This window comes from Paraburkholderia sp. GAS206C, from assembly GCF_050435645.1.
GTDB classification, from domain to species: Bacteria; Pseudomonadota; Gammaproteobacteria; order Burkholderiales; family Burkholderiaceae; genus Paraburkholderia; species Paraburkholderia phenazinium_B.
In genome coordinates, this window is sequence record NZ_JBNDKR010000002.1 from 290,678 (window position 1) to 311,281 (window position 20,604).

The window sequence follows — 20,604 nt, forward strand, 5'->3', positions numbered from 1 at the left end:
CTAAAGCGCTTGCTCCGGTCCCGTGCCTAGAAATAACCTTGCTTTTTGCGCTGTTCCATCGCGGCTTCGGACACCTGATCGTCCATCCGCGTCGCGCCGCGTTCCGTGATTTCGGTCACGGCCGTCTCAGCGATGATCTTCTCGAGATCGTCCGCGTCGCTTTCCACCGGGCACGTGCAGCTAATGTCGCCCACGGTGCGGAAACGCACCTGCGCCACTTCGCTGGTTTCGCCTTCACGCATCGGCGTGAGCGGCGTGACCGGCACCAGCAGTCCATTGCGGCGCACGATTTCGCGTTGATGCGCGTAGTAGATCGACGGCAGCTCGAGCTGTTCGCGGGCGATGTATTGCCACACGTCCAGTTCGGTCCAGTTCGAGATCGGGAACACGCGCAGGTGCTCACCGTTGTGCAGACGCGCGTTGTACAGGCTCCACAGTTCCGGGCGCTGCGCCTTCGGATCCCATTGGCCGAATTCGTCGCGGAACGAGAAGATCCGCTCTTTCGCGCGGGCCTTTTCTTCATCGCGACGCGCGCCGCCAATCAGTGCGGTGAACTCATGTTCTGCGATCGTTTCGAGCAACGTCACGGCCTGCGCGGCGTTGCGCGAATCCGTTTCGCGGCGCAGACGCACGGTGCCGCGCTTGATCGAATCTTCGACATGGCCGATCACCAGTTCCGCGCCAATCTGCTCGGCACGGCGGTCGCGGAAGTCGATCACTTCCTGATAGTTATGGCCCGTGTCGATATGCACGAGCGGGAACGGCAGCACGGTCTTGCGGTTCGCGCCGAGGCCGAATGCCTTCAGTGCCAGGTGCAGCACGACGACCGAGTCCTTGCCGCCCGAAAACAGCAGCGCGGGCTTGCTGCATTCGGCGACCAGTTCGCGCAGGATGTGAATCGATTCAGCTTCGAGCCAGTCCAGGTGATCCATCCGGGTTGCAGTGTCCGTATTCGGTGCGTTGACAGTGGAATCGAGCGTGGTGCTCATGTTCGGGTCCTTCGTGAGTTCGTGTCGCCGGCGGCTGCCCGCGTCACGCAAATATTCATTCTATCGAGAATTAAAACCGGCTTCGGCGATCAGGCGGAGGCGCTTTCGTCGACGACCGCGATTGGGATCGTGGTGATATGCAGGCCGCATTCCTTCGTGTCACGCGACTCCCACCACCAGCGCCCTGCCCGGCTATCCTCGCCGGGACGGATCGCCCGCGTACACGGCTCGCAGCCGATGCTCGGATACCCGCGCGCATGCAGCGGGTTCACAGGCACGTCGAACGCAGTCAGGTATGCCCACACATCGGCCTCGGTCCAGTCCGTGAGCGGATTGAACTTGGCGATATTGCGTGCCGCGTCGTGCTCTTCCTCGTGCAGCTCGGCACGAGTGACCGATTGCTCGCGGCGCTGACCCGTCACCCAGGCGCTAACGTTCGACAGCGCGCGGTTCAGCGGCTCGACCTTGCGGATCTCGCAGCAGCGCTTGCGCAGATCGACGCTTTCGTAAAACGCGTTCAGGCCGTGCGAGGCGACGTATTCGTCGACCGCTGCCGTTTGCGGATGAAACTGTTCGATCTCGTAGCCGTAGCGCTCGCGCACACGGTCGAGCATGCCGACCGTTTCCGCGTGCAAACGGCCCGTGTTCAGCGAGAAGATACCGATCCTGACCTTGCGCGACAGGATGGCGTGCGTAAGCAGCATGTCTTCCGCCGCGAGGCTGCTCGCGAACTTCACCTTGTCGTGACGGGCCGCGATCGAATCGAGGAGCGTGTCGAGGCGCTCGATCTTCGCAGCCAGTTCCGGCCCGATGGCGGCACCTGCGGTGGCGACGGTACTCATACCGCGGCCTTCTCCGCAGCAGCGGCTTCGCGGCGGCGGAACAGCGGCGACGGGTTATCCACCGCACCCTGGTACTGCACGGTAAATTCGTCGAACGCTTTCAGTGCGTCGTGCAGGTCTTTGTCGGCACGCACGGCGTATGCATCGAAGCCGCAGCGGAACATGAAGGTGAGTTGATCGCGCAGCACGTCGCCGATCGCGCGAATCTCGCCCTTGTAGCCATAACGTTCGCGCAACAGACGTCCAATGCTGTAACCGCGGCCGTCGCGGAACACCGGGAAGTCCACGGCAATCAGCGCGACCTTGTCGAAGTCGGCGACGATATCCGCCGGTTCGCTGTCCGCCGCGAGCCACACTGCAATTTCAGCGGCGCTGCGCGCAGCCGTCAGCGCGTCGCGTTCAGCCTGCCACAGCGCCAACGGCACAATGATCTTGCCGGCCGGCAACGCGTCCACTGCGGGCAATGCACCGTCTTCCGCTGCACGCACAACTGTCCAGTCATCGTTGACGATCGCGCGATTCTTGATGATAGAAGCCATCTGTTCAATATCCTTTGTCGCGGTTACGCGTGAGCCGGTTGACGCGAGGCGTACACGCGTTCCTTGAACGGCGTGATGCCGATCCGGTTGTACGTTTCGATAAAGCGCTCGCCTTCAATGCGATGCTCCACGAACGTGTCGATCACCTTCGACATCACGTCCGGCATCTCTTCCGCAGCGAACGACGGCCCAATCACGCGGCCGACCTGTGCACCGTTTGCGCCCGTTCCCTGCTCGCCGCCGAGCGTCACCTGATACCACTCAGAGCCATCCTTATCGACGCCCAGAATGCCGATGTTGCCGATGTGGTGGTGGCCGCAGGCATTGATACAGCCCGAGATGTTTAGCGACACGTCGCCGAGGTCATACACGTAATCCAGATCGTTGAAGCGTTCCTGGATTGCCAAAGCAATCGGAATCGACTTCGCATTCGCCAGCGAGCAGAAATCGCCGCCCGGGCAAGCGATGATGTCGGTCAGCAGGCCGATATTCGGCGTTGCAAACCCTTGTGCCTTGGCCTTTTCCCAGAGGTCGAACAGGTCGCGCTTCTGCACGTTAGCCAGAATCAGATTCTGTTCGTGCGACACGCGGATTTCGCCGAGCGAATACTGATCGGCCCAGTCGGCCACCGCTTCCATCTGCGCGTCGGTGGCGTCGCCAGGGGCGATCGTGGTCGGCTTCAACGACAACGTCACCGAAGCATAACCCGCCACTTTGTGGGGGCGCACATTGCGCTCGACCCAACGGGCGAAGCCGCGGTTTTCCAGCAGATGCTTTTCGAACGAAGCGTCCGTATCCGGCAGTTTTTCGTATTGCGGCGGCGCGAAATATTGCGAAACGCGGTCGACTTCGGCTTGCGTGAGCGTCGACGGGCCGTCCTTCAGATGCTGCCATTCTTCTTCGACCTGCGCCGAGAACTTCTCCGGGCTCAACGCCTTGACCAGAATCTTGATGCGCGCCTTGTAGATATTGTCCCGGCGGCCGTAGCGGTTGTACACGCGCAGGACGGCTTCGGCATAGGTCAACAGATGCTGCCACGGCAGGTCGCGGCGGATGATCGCGCCGACGATCGGCGTGCGGCCCATGCCGCCGCCGGCCAGGATATCGACCACCAGTTCGCCCTGCTCGTTCTTCTTCAGATACACGCCCAGATCGTGGATCTGCACGGCGGCGCGGTCTTCCTTCGAGCCGGAGACCGCGATCTTGAACTTACGCGGCAGCCAAGCGAATTCGGGGTGGAACGTCGACCATTGACGCAGGATTTCGGCCCACGGACGCGGATCGACCACTTCGTCGGGCGCGACACCAGCGAACTGGTCGGCGGTGATGTTGCGGATACAGTTGCCCGAAGTCTGAATGCCGTGCATCTGTACAGCGGCAAGCTTGCGGAGGATTTCCGGCGTTTCTTCGAGCTGGATCCAGTTGTACTGGATGTTCGAGCGCGTCGAAAAGTGGCCGTAACCGCGGTCGTGTTCACGCGCAATGGTGGCCAGCACGCGCATCTGGTCGCTGCGCAGGTTGCCGTACGGAATCGCGATGCGATGCATATACGCGTGGCGCTGCATGTACAGGCCGTTCTGCAGACGCAGCGGACGGAACTCCTCTTCGCTCAATTCGCCCGACAAGCGGCGGCGAACCTGGTCGGCGTACTGCGCGACCCGTTCATCGACGATGGTCTGGTCGTACTGATCGTATTGGTACATTCGGGGACCCCAGTTTGCGTTACACGCCGCGCTCCGGTTGCGCCGCGCAAAGATCTCAGCCTTTGCCAGTGCGGTTGAGCGGACCTTTCAGACCCCCGCTCATTTGCTAATGACAAAAACAGATATCCATATTGAAAAAGATGGGGAAATAGTAATAAACTCCCCATATACTTCAAACGACTAAAAAATTCTTTTGATATGCACAGAGGTTATATATGAACCTGCACCAGTTCCGCTTCGTGCGTGAGGCCGTGCGGCAGAACTTCAACCTCACCGAAGCGGCCAAGGCGCTGTATACAAGCCAGCCTGGCGTCTCGAAGGCGATCATCGAGCTGGAAGACGAGCTGGGCGTCGAAATCTTCACCCGGCACGGCAAACGCGTCCGCTCGCTGACAGAGCCGGGGCGCATTATCCTCGCTTCCGTCGAAAAGATCCTACAAGAGGTCGAGAGCCTGAAACGCGTCGGTAAAGATTACGCGGCGCAGGATCAGGGCAACCTCGTCATCGCGGCCACGCACACGCAGGCACGCTACTCACTTCCGGCCGCGATCGCAGAATTCAAGAAGCGCTTCCCGAAAGTTCACCTTTCGATTCTGCAAGGCAGCCCGACGCAAGTGGCCGAGATGGTGATCCACGACCAGGCGGATCTGGCGATCGCCACCGAAGCGATCGCTAACTATAAGGAGCTGGTGTCGCTGCCGTGCTTCCAGTGGCACCACATCGCCGTGATGCAACCGGACCATCCGCTGCTCGACCGCAAGCTGCTGTCGCTCGACGATCTGAGCCAATTCCCGCTGATTACCTATGACAACGCGTTCGCCGGCCGCACCAAGATCAACGAGGCGTTCCGGTTGCGCGGGTTGTCGCCGGATATCGTGCTCGAGGCGATCGACGCCGACGTGATCAAGACCTATGTCGAACTGGGGTTGGGCGTGGGCATCATGGCCGATATCGCCTTTAACGCCGAGCGCGACCGCCATCTGCGGGCGATGCCGGTCGGCCATCTGTTCGGCAGCAACGTGACGCGGCTCGCGCTCAAAAACGGCGCGTATCTGCGCAGCTATGTGTATACGCTCGTCGAACTGCTGTCGCCGAGCATGAACCGCAAGCTTATCGAACAGGCGCTCAAGGGCGAACACGAATCGTACGAGCTGTGATTCAATTCAACGTTTTGCACCGCCCTCTTCCTGCTTTCCTTCCCGTTTACCGTTTCGGAGACTTCCGATGACGTCGTATAAAAAGACCCTGCGCGGCATTGCCGTGCTCGGGGCACTCGTTGCGGCAACGGCCGCGCATGCCGACCTGAAAGTCGGTATCGATCTGTCAAGCACCGGCCCCGCGGCCGTGATCGGCATAACCAGCAAGAACGCGATGCTGATGTGGCCGGACACGATTGCCGGCCAGAAAGCGGACTACATCATTCTGGACGACGGTTCCGATCCGGGCGCCGCGGTACGCAACATCCACAAACTGATCAACGAAGACCACGTCGACGTGATCGTCGGGCCGAATATCACGCCGGCAGCGATCGCCGCGTTGGACCCGGTCGCGGAAAGCCAGACGCCGATGATCACGCTGGTTGGCTCGGCCAGCGTGGTCGAGCCGCAGGAAGGCAAGCGCGTGTGGGCCTTCAAGATGGCGCAGACCGATAGCGCGATGGCCGATGTGATGACGCGCTACATGTCGAATCACAACGTCAAGACGGTTGGGTTCATTGGCTTCGCGGATGGCTATGGCGAAAGCTGGCTCAACGAATTTTCGAAGTTCGCGGCGCTTCGGCATATCCAGCTGGTTGCGACCGAACGCTTTAACCGCACCGATGCGAGCGTCACCGGACAAGTGCTGAAAGTGATGGCGGCACGGCCCGATGCGATCCTGATCGCGGGCGCCGGCACACCGACGGTATTGCCGCAGCGCACGCTGATCGAACGCGGCTACAAGGGCGCGATTTATCAGACGCACGGGATTGCGACGCCGGAGTTCATCAAGCTCGGTGGCAAGGATGTCGAAGGCACGCTGTTCCCGACGCAACCGGTCGTGGTGGCGCGCACGCTGCCTGCGGATCATCCGGCGAAGAAAGCCGCGCTGGCGTTCGTGAATGCGTATGAAGCGAAGTACGGTCCGGGCTCGGTCACGCAGTTCGCGGGCGACGCGGCGGGGGTTTATCCGCGGCTGCAGGATGCCGTAGCACGAGCGCTGAAGACGGCGCAACCGGGCACGCCGGCATTCCGCGTCGCGCTGCGCGATGAACTGGAACATGCGCATGAGCTGGTCGTGCCGAACGGTGTGGTCAACAGCAGCGCGAAAGATCACGTCGGCCTCGATCAGCGGGCCAGCGTGATGGGGATTATCAAGGATGGGAAATTCGTATATCTGAGCCAGTGAGCCTGGCGGGCCGGGAATCCGGCCCGTATTGCCAAGGTTGGGCTGCCCGGAATTCACCCGCACCCACCCTTGGGCCTTCCGTCACGCGCATCACCCAGCGTTAGCGCGTCATCTCGCCTCGCGGCGCATCAGCCCGCAACACCTCCCCGCCGTCCCCTTGTTTCCCTTTCCGGAAAGCGCACGCACGCGCTCGTCCTCCATCGACGCCCCATCCAGGGAAAACCACAGCCCCACCCGCCACGCTTTCCTTTGACTCTCTTTCGATTCGAAACTACTATCTTTCGAAACAAAAGCGTTTTCTTTCGAAGAGCGGAGACATGCTGGCTAACAAGAGTTCCCTGAAGCGGCGCCTGCAGATCGTCGAGATGGTCCGCAAGCGCGGCGAGGTATCGGTCGAGGAGCTCAGCCAGGCTTTCGATGTGTCGAGCGTGACCATCCGTACCGACCTGACTTACCTCGAACAGCAGCGCTATCTGGTGCGCTCGTTCGGCAAGGCTCGCTATCTTGCGCAGCGTCCCGGCGAACGTGTGCTGATGCCGTTGTCGGACGGTGCCACGCGCAAGGCCGCGGAAATGGCAATTGCGCGTTTCGCGGCCGAGTCCGTGGACGACCACGAATCGCTGATGCTCGGCGCCGGCGAAATCGTCCATAAGGTGCTGCCGCTGCTTTCCGATTGCTCGAACCTGTCGCTGCTGCTGAACGACATCGCCATGGCTCAGACGGCCCAGCGCTTCGTGCACGGCGAGTTGCAGCTCACCGGTGGCCATCTCATCGAGGAGGGCACCACCTTGACCGGACCCGAAGCGGAACGCTCCGTTACCACGCGCTCGCTCGATCTCTGCATTCTCGAAGCGTCAGGTCTGGACCGCGACGGCAATCTGCTGTGCGTCGACCCGAGCCTCGCGCGGGTGTTTCATGCAGCCACCCAGAGCGCCGCCCGCACCATCGTCGTCGCGTATCAGCCGCAGTTGTCCGAGCGCGACGGCCATGTGTTTTGCAACCTCAGCGAGATCGGCGGACTGGTGATCGACGATGGCATCGATCCGCCCACGATGGACCTGTTTCCACGCAAGCAGCTTGAACTACACCGGCGCGAAAACGGAATTATCGAATTCCGGCGGACCACGCGCTGACGGTCCATTCAAGGAAATTCAAGGAAGCGACGCCATGAACCACCGATTCCAAACGAAGACACGCCATGCCTGATCCGAAATCTCACAGCACCGGAAAGACCGGCTACATCCTGACGATGGGCGAGATCCTCGTCGAGATCATGGCGACCGAGCGCGGCCAGTCGTTCCGCAAACCAGGCACGCTGATCGGCCCATATGCGAGCGGCGCGCCGGCGATCTTTATCGATCAGGTGGCGCGCCTCGGCAGCCGCTGCGCGATGATCGGCTGCGTCGGCGACGACGACTTCGGCACGCTCAACGTCGAGCGCCTGCGCTCCGATGGCGTGGACGTCTCGGGTATCGCCGTCATCAAGGGGCAGACAACCGGGAGTGCCTTCGTCACCTACCGCGAAGACGGCGAGCGCGACTTCATCTTCAACATTACGAATAGCGCGTCGGCACATCTTTCCGTAGCCAACATCCGCGAAGACCTGTTGAAGGATTGCCGGCACTTTCACGTGATGGGGTCGTCGCTGTTTTCGTTTCGCATCATCGAGGCGATGAAAAAGGTCATCGAGACCGTCAAGGGGCACGGTGGCACCGTCAGCTTCGATCCGAACATCCGCAAGGAAATGTTGAGGATTCCCGAAATGCGCGAGGCACTCGATTTCATTCTCGACTACACCGATGTGTTCCTGCCGAGCGGTCATGAGGTGACGCTGCTGGCCACCGCCGGTTCCGAGCGCGCCGCAATCGACGAACTCCTGCAGCGCGGCATTCGCGAGGTCGTGGTCAAGCGCGGCAAAGACGGTTGCAGCTTCTACGACGGCACCGACGAACTCCATGTGCCGGCGGTCCAGGTGCGGGAAGTGGATCCCACCGGCGCTGGCGACTGTTTTGGTGCGACCTACATCGCCTGCCGGTCGCAGGGCATGAGCGTCGCCGAAGCGTTGCGCTACGGCTGCGCGAGCGGCGCTCGCGCCGTCAGCTTTCGCGGCCCGATGGAAGGCACGGCGTCGCTGGCCGAACTCAACGCATTCATCGCGAACCCGGAGTCTCATCATGGATAACGTGGTCGCGCGCCTTTCCAACGGGCATAGTGCAGCGAAGTCCCTGAACGGAATCTATTCGATCTGCTCGGCGCATCCCTGGGTGCTGGCCGCAGCGATGCAACAGGCCGTCGACGATGGCACGCCGTTGCTCGTCGAATCCACCTCGAATCAGGTGGATCAATACGGCGGCTACACCGGCATGAAGCCGGCGGACTTCATTCGCTTCGCGCACGGTATCGCGGAGCAGGTCGGTTTGCCGCGCGAGCATCTGATTCTCGGCGGCGATCATCTCGGACCGAACGCGTGGCGCAGCCTTCCGGCGGAAGAAGCCATGCAGCGCGCGGAAGCACTCATCGACGCCTATGTGCGGGCAGGATTCACGAAGATCCACCTCGACACCAGCATGGCTTGCGGCGGCGATCCGGAGCGACTGTCGGACAGCGTGGTGGCGCAACGCGCGGCGCAATTGTGTGCTGTTGCCGAGGCCGCGGCGGATCACGCCGGGTTCGACAACCAGCCGGTTTACGTGATCGGCACGGAAGTGCCGGTGCCAGGCGGCGCAAGCGAAACGCTCGATACCGTCGAAGTCACCCGGAAAGAAGCCGCACTGGAAACGGTCGCCGTACATCGTGATGCGTGGCGCGCGCGGAACCTCGACCCAGCGTGGGACCGTGTGATTGCGCTGGTCGTGCAACCCGGCGTCGAATTCGACCACACGAAAGTGATCGACTATCAGCCCGCCCTTGCCACCGGTCTTTCCCAGGTTCTGACGCAACTGCCCGGCATGGTCTTCGAAGCGCACTCGACAGACTATCAAACGCCCGAATCGCTGCGGGCGCTCGTGCGGGACGGCTTTGCGATTCTTAAGGTGGGCCCGGGCGTCACGTTCGCGTTGCGCGAGGCACTCTACGCGCTGTCGGACATCGAAGCTGAACTGCTACCCGCAGCGCAGCGCGCCGACCTGCCGGTAGCCGTGGAAGCCGCGATGCTTCGCAAACCTGACAACTGGGACAGGTATTACCACGGCGACGAAACCCAACGACGTCTGCTTCGCACCTACAGCTATAGCGACCGGGTGCGGTATTACTGGGCCGACCCGCAAGTCGATGCAGCTGCGCAACAGCTACTGCACAACCTCACCGGCACAACGATTCCGGAAAATCTCCTGAGCCGCTATTTGCCGGCGCAGTACTGGGCGCTGCGGCGCGGCGCCATCGACGGTTCCCCGATGAGCATCGTGCAAAGCAAGGTCCGCGAAGTCGTGGGGCAATACGCATCCGCTTGTCGTGAGTAACGTGGCACGTCACCGCGACAGCGCTCGCTACAAACGAGTCAAACCTTAACAAGGAGGATGTCATGTCCTTTAAGCCCAACGCGTCTTATGATTTTAGCGACGCGGTCGTAGTAATAACAGGCGCGGCAGCCGGAATAGGCCGGCAGGTTGCGGAGCAATTCGCCGCAGCCGGCGCGACGCTCGCCCTGATCGACCGTTCCGAGTCCATCGTGGATATCGCTTCGAACCTCGGTGAAGTCCACAGGGGCTGGATCGCCGACATCAGCGACCCGGAATCGGTCGCCGCAACGGCCAACAAAATTCTTTCGCAGTTCGGTCGCGTCGACATCGTGGTCAACAACGCAGGCATTGGTCCGCTTGCACCAGCCGATGATTTTCCCCTTGAAACATGGGACAAAACGATGGCCGTCAACCTGCGCGGCGCGTTTCTCGTTGCGCGGGCCTTCGCACCGGACATGCTTGCTCGTGGGCAGGGAAGGATCGTCAACCTGGCGTCCCAGGCTGCTGTGATTGGCATCGAAGGGCATGTCGCTTATTGCGCCAGCAAAGCCGGCGTCATCGGCATGACCAATTGCATGGCGCTCGAATGGGGGCCGAGAGGCGTAACGGTCAATGCCATCTCTCCGACCGTGGTCGAAACGGAACTGGGCCTCACCGGATGGGCCGGAGAAAAAGGCGAACGCGCCAGAGCCGCGATCCCCACCCGCCGATTTGCCAGGCCCGCTGAGATCGCCTGCGCAATCATGTACGTGGCAAGCCGCGAGGCCGCCATGGTCAACGGCGCGAACCTGCTGATCGACGGTGGCTACACGATTATCTAGATCCCAACACGAACGAAAACCTGAGAGCAAATGGAGGCAGTAGAGGGCTTTACATAACCCACGACGATGTTTAGGAGACTGAAATGATTAGCCTTTCTCATATGGCTTCGCTGCGCTGCGGCGCCTTGCGGAGCCGTCTTATTGCATCAGCAGTTGCGGGAATTGGTCTGGGGCTGAGCCTGGGTAGCGTGGCCTATGCCACCACTGTCACGATCGCTGTGCCGAACAACAACGATCTGATCGAGATGAAAAAGCTTTCTCCAGTGTTCGAAAAGGCCAACCCCGATATCCAGTTGAAGTGGATCGTGCTCGAAGAAAATGTGCTCCGGCAGCGCCTGACAACGGATATCACGACTAACGGCGGCCAGTTCGACGTATCGGCTATCGGGACCTATGAAGCACCGCTCTGGGGCAAACGCGGATGGCTGGTTCCGATCACCGGCCTGCCTGCCAGCTACGATCTCGACGACGTGCTCAAATCGGTGCGCGACGGCTTGTCGTACAACGGAACGCTATACGCCTTGCCGTTCAACGCCGAAAGCTCGATGACGTTCTACCGGAAGGACCTGTTCGCCGCCAAGGGTTTGACGATGCCCGATCATCCCACCTACAGCCAGATCAGCGAGCTTGCGGACAAGCTGAACGACCGGGCCAACGGCGTTTACGGTATCTGTCTGCGTGGCAAGGCCGGCTGGGGTGAGAACATGGCTTTTGTCTCGACACTGGTGAACACGTACGGCGGACGTTACTTCGACGAGAAGTGGAACGCACAGGTCGATTCTCCGGAATGGAAGAGCGCGATCAATTTCTACGTCGACCTGTTGAAGAAAGATGGAGCGCCGGGAGCCAGTTCAAATGGCTTCAACGAAAATCTGTCGCTGATGACGGGCGGCAAGTGCGCGATCTGGGTCGATGCGACATCGGCCGCCGGGATCCTCTACAACAAGTCCGAATCGTCCGTCGCAGACAAGGTGGGCTTCGCTGCGGCGCCAACCCAGGTGACGCCGAAGGGTTCGCACTGGCTCTGGTCGTGGTCGTTCGCCATTCCGAAGTCGTCGAAGTCGCAAGATGCGGCCAAGCGGTTCATCGAATGGGCGACGTCGAAGGAATACATCACACTCGTGGGCAACGACATCGGTTGGGCATCGCTGCCGCCGGGTACGCGTCAATCCACCTACGCACGTCCTGAGTACAAGCAGGCCGCGCCGTTCAGCGAATTCGTGCTGAACGCGATCGAGACCGCCAACCCGAACGACTCAACCTTGAAGAAAGTCCCGTACAGCGGCGTGCAATATGTGGGGATTCCGGAATTCCAGTCGTTCGGAACCCTGATCGGGCAGCAGATAGCCGGGGCGCTCGCAGGACAGATCAGCGTTGACCAGGCGCTGCAGGCGGGTCAGGCTGCTGCTAACCGCGCCGTACGCTCGGCGGGCTACCAGAAGTAGCGAACGCATCGGCCGTAGCCGCGTAAGCCACGCGCTTTCGTGCGATACGAAGCGCGTGGCTCGTGAGTCAGCGTGGCAGATCAGCCTGGAAGCGGGACCGCATATGGCGATTGGGCAGACGATGGCGCACCATTGCTGATACAGTAAATGCCCCCTCCTCCCGCAATCGCACTACCATGCGCACCACCCGAGCCATCAACGCCGTCGAGCGGCTAAAAACCCGCAGCGGCAATCCGCAGTTCGCGGCGATTAGCCTGTCCGGCGGCCTGTTCTATCTGGTCGACAAATCGGGCGGCACGGACAAGAAGGTTTCCGATCCGCTGCCGCTCGACGATTTCGTCAAATTCGTCGACGGCTTCGGGCCGCCGAAACCGCGCAAGGCGAGCAAGCTAGACCTCGCGTTCGAAGAGCAGATCAGGAAAAGCAAGAGCTAAAGCGCCCGGGGCACGAGAGCTGGAAGAAAGCTCAGCGGCACAAAGGCGGCGCGTCATGCAGCGCGTCGTTCTCGATGATATTGACGCCACGCGTATCGCCGCTCAGGACCTCGGTCACCAGCGCCCGCGCCACCCGCTCGACGGAAATCGAGCGCCACTTCGGCGGCAGATACACCCCGAGACGCCGCGCAATGCTTTCCAGAGGCCTGCTCTCGTTACGTTCGCCCATCAGGAATGAGGGCCGTACGATGGTCAGCACCGGATAGTCGAGCTTCTTCAAACTCTGCTCCACATTCCCTTTCACTCGGCTGTAGAAAGTGCGCGCTTGCGGATCGGCGCCAATCGCACTGACTATCGCAAAGTGCGAAGCGCCATGGCGGCGGGCAATACCGGCAATCCGCAGCGGGTATTCGTAGTCCACCTTGCGAAACGCCGCCTGTGAACCCGCCGTGCGGATGGTCGTGCCCAGTGCGCAGATGACGGAGTCGACGTCGAAGATGTCCGAATCCGCGTCAGGCCAGTCGTAGTCGATCACATGCTCGACAACCCGGTTGCCTCCCGTCGCCCCCGTCACGGCCGATCCCGACGCCCGCCGCACCAGCATCCGGATTTCCCTGACCCGATCGTCCCGGGCCAGCAGACGCAAACACGCGCTACCGACGAGGCCCGTGCCGCCGAGCAGGAGAATCGTCTGTTTGCGGGGAGCAGTGGACTGGATGGACGCGAAGGAGGTCGACATGCGTGAGTCCGTCAAAGAGGGGCACCGCCGCATCTTACCGCGTCAAGACGTCTCCTGACCCTTACCCGCGTTGCACTTCCTCTATCTGCCCATCAGCCGCGCTGCTGGCGAGTACCGCCTCGATAAAGTGCAGGCCCGCGACCCCGTCGTCGACGGTCGTCAGAAGCGTACTTTCCTGCGGCGGCGCTTTGCCCGCATCCAATGCCTCGATTTGCAATGCAGCGTCTTTATAGAGTTGCGCGAAAGCCTCCAGATAGCCCTCCGGATGCCCCGGCGGCACACGTGTCGCATGCGCGGCGATAGCGCTCTTCACCCGGCCGCGGGTGAGCCGCTGCGCCGCGCCGCCAAGCGGTGTGAACCACAGCTCGTTGGGATTCTCCTGATCGAAGGTGAGACCGGCTTTGGTGCCGTACACGCGCAGCCGCAGCGCATTCTCCGCGCCGCTCGCCACCTGGCTTGCCCACAGCATGCCGCGCGCGCCGTTTTCGTAGCGCAGCATGGCTTGCACGTGATCGTCGACGCGGCGCCCCGGCACGAAAGTGTGCAGTTCGGCGGAGAGCCATTTGGGCTGCATGCCGGTGACGAATGCAGCGAGGTGATACGCATGCGTGCCGATATCGCCGAGGCAGCCTGCCGGGCCGGACAGCGCCGGATCGGTGCGCCAGCCGGCCTGTTTGTTCGTACCGGATTGCTCGATCGGCTCCGCAAGCCAGTCCTGCGCGTATTCGACCTGCACCACGCGCACCTCTCCAAGCTCGCCCGCTTCGACCAGCTCGCGCGCGTGACGGACCATCGGATAGCCCGAATACGTGTGCGTCAGCGCGAACAGCCGCTTCTTCTCGCGCGCGAGTTTAGCCAGCGCCTGTCCTTCTGCGAGCGACACGGCGAGCGGCTTGTCGCAGATCACGTGAATTCCGGCTTCGAGAAACGCGGTCGCCACCGGCGCATGCAGATGGTTCGGCGTGACGATCGCTACTGCGTCGATTCCGTCGTCTTTGCGCGCAGCTTCGGCCCGCGCCATCTCACCCCAGTCTGCGTAACTGCGGGCAATGCCGGCTTCTTCCGCACTCGCCTTGGCGCGTTGCGGATCGGACGACAATGCGCCCGCCACCAGTTCGAAACGGTCGTCGAGGCGTGCGGCGATCCGGTGCACCGCGCCGATGAACGCGCCCTGCCCGCCGCCGACCATGCCCAGCCGTAACTTTCGTGTCATGGAAGATGCTCCTTTGATCGATACGCTCAGATACCTAGCACACGCTTCAATTGCGCCGTGTCGACGCCGCTGCCCGCGAAGTCGTCGAACGAATGCTCGGCAACCCGAATGATGTGACGCCGAATGAACTCTGCGCCCTCGCGCGCGCCGTCTTCCGGATGCTTCAACGCGCATTCCCATTCGAGCACTGCCCAGCCGGCGTAATCGTGTTGCGCCATCTTCGAGAAGATCGCGCCGAAATCGATCTGGCCATCGCCGAGCGAGCGGAACCGGCCCGGACGTTCGACCCAGTCGCTGTAGCTGCCGTAGACGCCCGCCTTGCCGGTCGGACGAAACTCCGCGTCCTTCACGTGAAAGACCTTGATGCGCTCGTGATAGATATCGATGAACGAGAGGTAATCGAGTTGCTGCAACACGTAGTGACTTGGATCGAACAGAATGTTCGCGCGGCGCTGTGCGCCCGCACCGTTCAGGCGCTCAAGAAAACGCTCGAACGTCACACCGTCGTGCAGATCTTCACCCGGATGAAGTTCGTACGCGACATCCACGCCGACTTCATCGAACGCATTGAGAATCGGCGTCCAGCGGCGCGCCAGTTCATCAAATGCCGCCTCGACGAGACCTGCGGGGCGTTGCGGCCACGGGTACACATAGGGCCATGCGAGCGCTCCGGAAAACGACACATGCGTGTCGAGCCCGAGCCGTCGCGACGCCTGCGCCGCCAGCTTCACCTGCTGGATCGCCCATTCGGTGCGCGCCTGCGGATTGCCGCGCACGTGCGGAGCCGCAAAGCCGTCGAACAGCAGGTCATAGGCCGGATGCACCGCCACCAGTTGCCCTTGGAGATGTGTCGCCAGTTCGGTGATCTCGACACCGGCGTCGGCGACCACACCCAATAGCTCGTCGCAATACGTCTGGCTCGCTGCGGCCTGTTCGAGGTCGATCAGGCGTGGGTCGACCGGCACCTGGATCCCCTTGTAGCCAAGGCTGGCAGCCCAGCTTGCGAGGTTTTCCAGGCTGTCGAAGGGCGCCTTGTCGCCCAGGAACTGAGCCAGGTAGATCGCCGGCCCCTTGATGGTCTTCATCGTGTTGCTCCTCGGTCAAAGGTTGGGCCGCGCGCCACCGGACGCGCGGCCCAACCTGTTAGAACGGTGAATCCGGGAAGTAGTAGTCCTTCGCGTTGTCCTTCGTGACCAGCACCGACGGGATGATCGTCTTCGGCGGCAGCGTCTGGCCCTTCAGACGGGCCTCGGCGGTCAACTTGATCGCGTCGTAGATGAACTTCGGCGAGTACGTGACGTCCGCGTTGATGATCTTGTCGCCATCCATCACGCGCTTGATCATCTCCTTCGATCCGGCGCCGCCCAGCACTTCCTTGATGTCCGTGCGCTTCGCCTGATCGATAGCCTTAAGCACGCCCACCGACATGTCGTCATCCGCAGACCAGACCGCGTCGATATGCTTGAAGCGCGTCAGATAATCCTGCATGACCTTGAACGCATCGTCGCGATTCCAGTTGGCGTATTTCGCGTCGAGCACCTTCACGCCAGGGCACGCCTTCAGCGCTTCGGTGAACGCGCTATAGCGTTCGTTATCGAGCGTGGTCGGAATGCCGCGCAACGCGACGATGTCGCCCTTGCCGTTCAGCGATTTGCAGAAGTACTCGCCGGCAAGCCTGCCGAAGGCGGTGTTGTCGCCTGCTACGTACGCGTCCTGTGCGCTGGTGTCGGTCAGGCCGCGATCCACCACCGTCACGTAGATGCCTTTTTTCTTCACCTGCGCTACCGGCTGCGTCAACGAAGCCGATTCATGCGGGAAGATCACCAGTGCATTGATCTTGTTGACGGTGACCATGTCCTGCAACTGGTTGGCCTGCTCCGGCGCGCTTGCCGAGGTTTTGAGGATCACCTTGAGGTCGGGGTGTGCCTTCTCCATGTCCTCCTTCGCCTTGTTTGCCCACCAGTCGATGCCGCCGGTGAAGCCGTGATCGGCCGTCGGTATCGCCACGCCCAGAATGACCTTGTCGTCGGCACGCGCTGCACCCGCGGCCCCCAATATTCCCAACGCCAGCACGCCGGCGCTGATCGCTCGAATGACCTGCTTCATGTTGTGTCTCCTATGTCGACCGGAGTCGGTGCCTGAACGCCTGCTCTGGTCTCATCACGGTTGTTGATCTATGAGGCACTTTCGTGCGCCTCGGTTTCCTGCACTGCTTCGGCTGTGCTGCCCTTCGTATGCCCGTGCTGCCCCTGCTGCTATCGTGCCGAACCACCCTCACTGCCTGCCACACCGCCGCTTATCGCCGCCCGCGCTGCAAAAATGCCACGACGATAATCACCGCCCCCTGCACCGCCGCGTTCAGGTACACGCTGATGATGCTGGTGAGATTCAGAATGTTTGCGATCACCGACAGCAGGATCGCCCCGATCACCGTGCCGATCACACGTCCCTCGCCGCCTTTAAGCGCGGTACCGCCGACCACCACTGCCGCGATCGCCTCCAGTTCCCACAAGATCCCGGTCGTCGGCGTAGCCGAACCAAGGCGTGGCACGTAGAGCACCGTCGCAACGCCCACGCAGATGCCAAGCAGTACGTAGGTAATGATCTTGACGGTATCGACGCGAATCGCGGCATAGCGCGCGACCTGTTCGTTCGAGCCAATCGCCTGCACATGCCGGCCGAATGCCGTGCGGTTCAGGATCAGCGTGCCGCCCGCCGCCACCACGAGAAACACCCAGATGGGAACGGGCACGCCGAGCAGACTCGCGTAATACACGGGACTGTAGAGATCGGTCAGCGAATTGTTGAGCGTGAGCGCACCGCCGTCCGCAAGCCAGGTGAGCACTGCACGAAAGATGCCGAGCGTCCCGAGCGTGACGATGAATGGCTCGATACGCCCTTTGGTAATCAACAGACCATGCGCCCAGCCGAACAATCCACCCAACACGAACGCCAGCACAATGCCGATCGCGATGATCATGAGCGGCGCGAACGTATGTCCACCGACGCCCGCCGACAAGCCATTCATCAGCCAGATCATGCTGCCGGCGATCAACGCAGCCATCGAGCCGACCGAGAGGTCGATACCGCCGGAGATGATCACGAAGGTCTCGCCGACCGCGATGATGCCGATGAACGAGGTGCGCGTGAGCACGTTCATCAGGTTGTCGACGGTGGCGAAGTCGTGATTGAGCAAGGTGCCGGTGACGCACAGCACGATGAGACCGACGAGCGGTCCCAGCCCGTAAAGATGATGCGCGAGGCGCATGGCTCGGCCGGATTGTGCGGCTTCAGTGGGTGCCGGTCGCATGAGCGATCAACTCCTCTTCGGTCAGGTGGTCGCGATCGAGCGTGGCCTGTAGCCGGCCCGTGCGCATCACGGCGACGCGATGGCACAGGCCGATCAGCTCGATCAGTTCGGATGAAATGACGATCACCGCGCGCCCTTGAGACGCAAGCCGGTGAATCAGGAAATAGATGTCGCGCTTCGAGCCGACATCGACGCCGCGGGTCGGCTCGTCGAGCACCACTACGTTCGGGTTCGGCTGCAGGTACTTGGCAAGTGCGAGCTTCTGCTGGTTGCCGCCCGATAGCATGCGGGCGCGGCTCGACAGATCGCCAGTGCGAATACCGAAGTCGCTCACCGCCTGCTTGAGGGCTGCCCGCCCCGCTTTCAGATCGAGCAGCGGATGCGTGTATTGCTCGAGCGTCATCAGGGTGAGGTTGTCCTGCAGGTTCAGATTGACGTGCAGCGCCTTGCCTTTGCGGTCTTCGCTCAGGTAGGTGAGCCCGTTACGCATCGCATCGAGCGGCTTTTTGATCTGCACGGCGTGGCCGCCAATCTCGATGCGCCCAGCAAGGCGGCGGCGCAGGCCGAGGATCGCCTCGAAGGCCTCCGTACGACCCGCGCCGACTAGGCCCGCAAAACCGAGCACCTCGCCCGCGCGAACCTCGAAGCTCAGGTCTTCGACCCAATCGGGCACAACGAGGCCTTGGACTTTCAGGGCGATTGCAGCGTCTGCAGATACCGGCACTTTGTCCGGAAACATATCGGAGAGATCGCGCCCAACCATCAGGTTGGCCATCTGTTGCCGTGCGAGTCCTGCGGTTTCCCCGCGCGCAACGAAACGACCGTCGCGCATCACGATCACCTCGTCGGTGATGTGCTCGACTTCGTCGAGCTTGTGCGAGATGTAGATGATGGTGACGCCATCGGCCTTCAGCTTCGTCATCAGCGCAAACAGGCGCTCGGTTTCGGATGGCGTCAGCGTGGCGGTCGGCTCATCCATGATCAACAGGCGCGCCTTGCGCGACAGCGCCTTGGCGATCTCCACCATCTGCTTTTCGGCGACGATCAGATCGCGCACCTTGGTGTCCGGCGACTTTTTCAAGCCGACTTGCGCGAGATGTCGCACTGCCTCTGCGCGCATCGCAGCGTCGTCAAGCAGCCAGCCGCGGCGCTTTTCGTGGCCCAGATACATGTTCTGCGCGATCGTCAGATGCTCCGCCAGGTTGAACTCCTGGTGAATCAGCACGATGCCGGCGGCTTCCGCCTCGCGCGAGCTGGCAAACTGCTGCGCCGCGCCGTCGATCAGCAAGGTGCCCGTGGTGGCCGCCTCATACCCGGCGAGGATTTTCATCAGCGTCGATTTGCCCGCACCGTTCTCGCCAAGCAGCCCGTAGATGCGGCCAGGCGTCAGCTCGAAACTCACCCCATGCAGCACGCGCACCGGGCCGAAGTCTTTGCGGATGTCGTCGAAGCGTACGGCGAGACTCATGGCTCAGGCACTCCCGCGAATCACGAGCCGGTGCGGCAACAGCACACCGGGCACGTTTGCGAGGGGATTCGCCAGACGCTGCAGCAACAGGCGTGCAGCGGTTTCGCCGAGCTCGCGCATCGGCTGGGCGATCGTGGTCAGCGGCGGGTCGATCTGCGCGGCGAGCGAGATATCGTCGAAACCGATCACGGCGACGTCGTCCGGCACACGCTTGCCCACGCTGCGCAGACCGTGAATTACGCCGATCGCGAGCGTGTCCGACACCGCGAAGATCGCGCTCGGCGCGTCGCGTTGCGCCATCAGCATCGCTGCGGCGGACGCACCCGCTTCGTAGTCGAGGCTGTTCAGATTCATGCGCCAACGTTCGTCCGGCGTGATGCCAGCGTCGCGCAATGCGTCGAGGTAGCCTTGCTGGCGCTGCCGCGCGTAAAGGTAAGCGACGTCGGAGTTGATCAGGCCGATCCTCCGATGCCCCTGCGCCAGCAGATGCCGCACGGCGTCGCCGGCAGCGCGGTAGTTGTCGATGCCGACATACGGCACGCCGACCGCCGGATCGAACTCGCAGCACGCGACCCACGGCAACGCGCCGGACTCTTCGGCGAGCGCCTGCTGCACCGTGGCCGGATCCAGGCAGATCGCGCCGTCGGCACGACGCCGCCGCAACAGGTCGAAGTAGCTGCGCTCGCGGCCCGGGTCGGCGCCCGTGTCGCATAGCAGCATGAAATAGCCATGCTGACGCGCGACGCTGTCGATGCCGCGCACGATCTCCGCATAAAACGGATTGCCGACGTCCGGCACCATGGTCAGCAGCAGCCGGCTCTCGGCGGTGCGCAGGTTGCGGGCGAGCTCGTTGACGCGGTAGCCGCTCGCGTCCACTGCTGCCAGCACCTTGTCGCGCGTGGCGGGACGTACGTTAGCGTGGCCGTTCAATACCCGCGAAACCGTCGCCACCGACACCCCGGCCTGCTCGGCAACGCCCGCAATGGAGATGCCCTCGGACGATGGAGGTGCGGTTCGGGGCGCGTTGGTCTCTGATTGCGGCAGTCGGGACACAGTTTTTTTGTCGCAAAAATGTAATCGATTACATTTTTGGGCGATGGAGCAAGGAATCGCAAGGTCTGTCTCGTAGGGATTAACACGGGCCGGGTTGGCACCAGGTTGCTATCGGATCGCCGTGCGGCCTGCTGTCCGGGAAACGGGTTTCGCCCCTGGTTTGGTACAATTCCGCAGTTGTCCCGAACCCCCACAGGTCGCACCT

General features: G+C 62.0%; 19 protein-coding genes. 8 read left to right on the top strand and 11 right to left on the bottom strand.

Annotation, left to right across the window (positions count from 1 at the left end; translation table 11 throughout):
- Positions 1-26: 26 nt before the first annotated feature.
- From cysD to P3T20_RS05710, 4 genes are all read right to left on the bottom strand, one after another.
- On the bottom strand, positions 27-989 hold the full coding sequence (gene cysD / locus P3T20_RS05695; RefSeq protein WP_074265516.1) for a sulfate adenylyltransferase subunit CysD: 963 nt from the start codon (positions 987-989) through the stop codon (positions 27-29).
- Positions 990-1,078: 89 nt separating this feature from the next.
- Complete coding sequence (locus P3T20_RS05700; RefSeq protein ID WP_429286317.1) at positions 1,079-1,831, bottom strand: phosphoadenylyl-sulfate reductase; 753 nt, start codon at positions 1,829-1,831, stop codon at positions 1,079-1,081.
- Positions 1,828-2,370 carry a DUF934 domain-containing protein gene (locus P3T20_RS05705; protein ID WP_429286318.1) on the bottom strand — a complete coding sequence of 181 codons (543 nt, stop codon included), beginning with the start codon at positions 2,368-2,370 and terminating at the stop codon, positions 1,828-1,830. The genes P3T20_RS05700 and P3T20_RS05705 overlap by 4 nt, the downstream gene beginning before the upstream one ends.
- A gap of 23 nt (positions 2,371-2,393) precedes the next feature.
- Positions 2,394-4,073: a nitrite/sulfite reductase gene (locus P3T20_RS05710; RefSeq protein WP_429286319.1), complete on the bottom strand. Its 1,680-nt coding sequence runs from the start codon at positions 4,071-4,073 to the stop codon at positions 2,394-2,396.
- Positions 4,074-4,288: 215 nt separating this feature from the next.
- On the opposite strand from P3T20_RS05710, the gene P3T20_RS05715 reads away from it, so the two are divergent.
- From P3T20_RS05715 to P3T20_RS05750, 8 genes are all read left to right on the top strand, one after another.
- Positions 4,289-5,230, top strand: coding sequence for a CysB family HTH-type transcriptional regulator (locus tag P3T20_RS05715; RefSeq protein WP_074265520.1), 942 nt, complete (start codon positions 4,289-4,291; stop codon positions 5,228-5,230).
- A 67-nt stretch (positions 5,231-5,297) separates the two neighbouring features.
- Positions 5,298-6,458 carry an ABC transporter substrate-binding protein gene (locus P3T20_RS05720; protein WP_429286320.1) on the top strand — a complete coding sequence of 387 codons (1,161 nt, stop codon included), beginning with the start codon at positions 5,298-5,300 and terminating at the stop codon, positions 6,456-6,458.
- Positions 6,459-6,775: 317 nt separating this feature from the next.
- On the top strand, positions 6,776-7,591 hold the full coding sequence (locus tag P3T20_RS05725) for a DeoR/GlpR family DNA-binding transcription regulator (RefSeq protein ID WP_074265522.1): 816 nt from the start codon (positions 6,776-6,778) through the stop codon (positions 7,589-7,591).
- Between the two features lie 65 nt (positions 7,592-7,656).
- Positions 7,657-8,640, top strand: a complete 984-nt coding sequence (locus P3T20_RS05730; protein ID WP_074265523.1) for a tagatose kinase — start codon at positions 7,657-7,659, stop codon at positions 8,638-8,640.
- A complete protein-coding gene (locus tag P3T20_RS05735) occupies positions 8,633-9,916 on the top strand; it encodes a D-tagatose-bisphosphate aldolase, class II, non-catalytic subunit (RefSeq protein ID WP_429286321.1) in 1,284 nt (427 codons plus the stop codon). The genes P3T20_RS05730 and P3T20_RS05735 overlap by 8 nt, the downstream gene beginning before the upstream one ends.
- A gap of 62 nt (positions 9,917-9,978) precedes the next feature.
- Entirely contained in the window at positions 9,979-10,737 is a 759-nt protein-coding gene (locus P3T20_RS05740; protein WP_074265525.1) for a GolD/DthD family dehydrogenase, read from the top strand.
- 83 nt (positions 10,738-10,820) lie between these two features.
- Positions 10,821-12,182 carry an ABC transporter substrate-binding protein gene (locus P3T20_RS05745; protein WP_429286322.1) on the top strand — a complete coding sequence of 454 codons (1,362 nt, stop codon included), beginning with the start codon at positions 10,821-10,823 and terminating at the stop codon, positions 12,180-12,182.
- Between the two features lie 176 nt (positions 12,183-12,358).
- Entirely contained in the window at positions 12,359-12,616 is a 258-nt protein-coding gene (locus P3T20_RS05750) for a hypothetical protein (RefSeq protein ID WP_074265526.1), read from the top strand.
- 31 nt (positions 12,617-12,647) lie between these two features.
- On the opposite strand, the gene P3T20_RS05755 is transcribed toward P3T20_RS05750, so the two are convergent.
- The 7 genes from P3T20_RS05755 to P3T20_RS05785 all read right to left on the bottom strand — a co-directional run bounded on the left by P3T20_RS05755 (position 12,648) and on the right by P3T20_RS05785 (position 20,390).
- Entirely contained in the window at positions 12,648-13,355 is a 708-nt protein-coding gene (locus tag P3T20_RS05755) for an NAD(P)H-binding protein (RefSeq protein ID WP_429286323.1), read from the bottom strand.
- Between the two features lie 61 nt (positions 13,356-13,416).
- Positions 13,417-14,568: a Gfo/Idh/MocA family protein gene (locus tag P3T20_RS05760; protein WP_429286324.1), complete on the bottom strand. Its 1,152-nt coding sequence runs from the start codon at positions 14,566-14,568 to the stop codon at positions 13,417-13,419.
- A gap of 26 nt (positions 14,569-14,594) precedes the next feature.
- Complete coding sequence (locus P3T20_RS05765) at positions 14,595-15,653, bottom strand: sugar phosphate isomerase/epimerase family protein (RefSeq protein WP_429286325.1); 1,059 nt, start codon at positions 15,651-15,653, stop codon at positions 14,595-14,597.
- 58 nt (positions 15,654-15,711) lie between these two features.
- A complete protein-coding gene (locus P3T20_RS05770) occupies positions 15,712-16,674 on the bottom strand; it encodes an ABC transporter substrate-binding protein (protein ID WP_074265530.1) in 963 nt (320 codons plus the stop codon).
- A 190-nt stretch (positions 16,675-16,864) separates the two neighbouring features.
- Complete coding sequence (locus tag P3T20_RS05775; RefSeq protein WP_122153914.1) at positions 16,865-17,878, bottom strand: ABC transporter permease; 1,014 nt, start codon at positions 17,876-17,878, stop codon at positions 16,865-16,867.
- A complete protein-coding gene (locus tag P3T20_RS05780; RefSeq protein ID WP_429286326.1) occupies positions 17,859-19,346 on the bottom strand; it encodes a sugar ABC transporter ATP-binding protein in 1,488 nt (495 codons plus the stop codon). The genes P3T20_RS05775 and P3T20_RS05780 overlap by 20 nt, the downstream gene beginning before the upstream one ends.
- Positions 19,347-19,349: 3 nt before the next feature.
- Positions 19,350-20,390, bottom strand: a complete 1,041-nt coding sequence (locus P3T20_RS05785; RefSeq protein WP_143787617.1) for a LacI family DNA-binding transcriptional regulator — start codon at positions 20,388-20,390, stop codon at positions 19,350-19,352.
- Positions 20,391-20,604 lie beyond the last annotated feature (214 nt).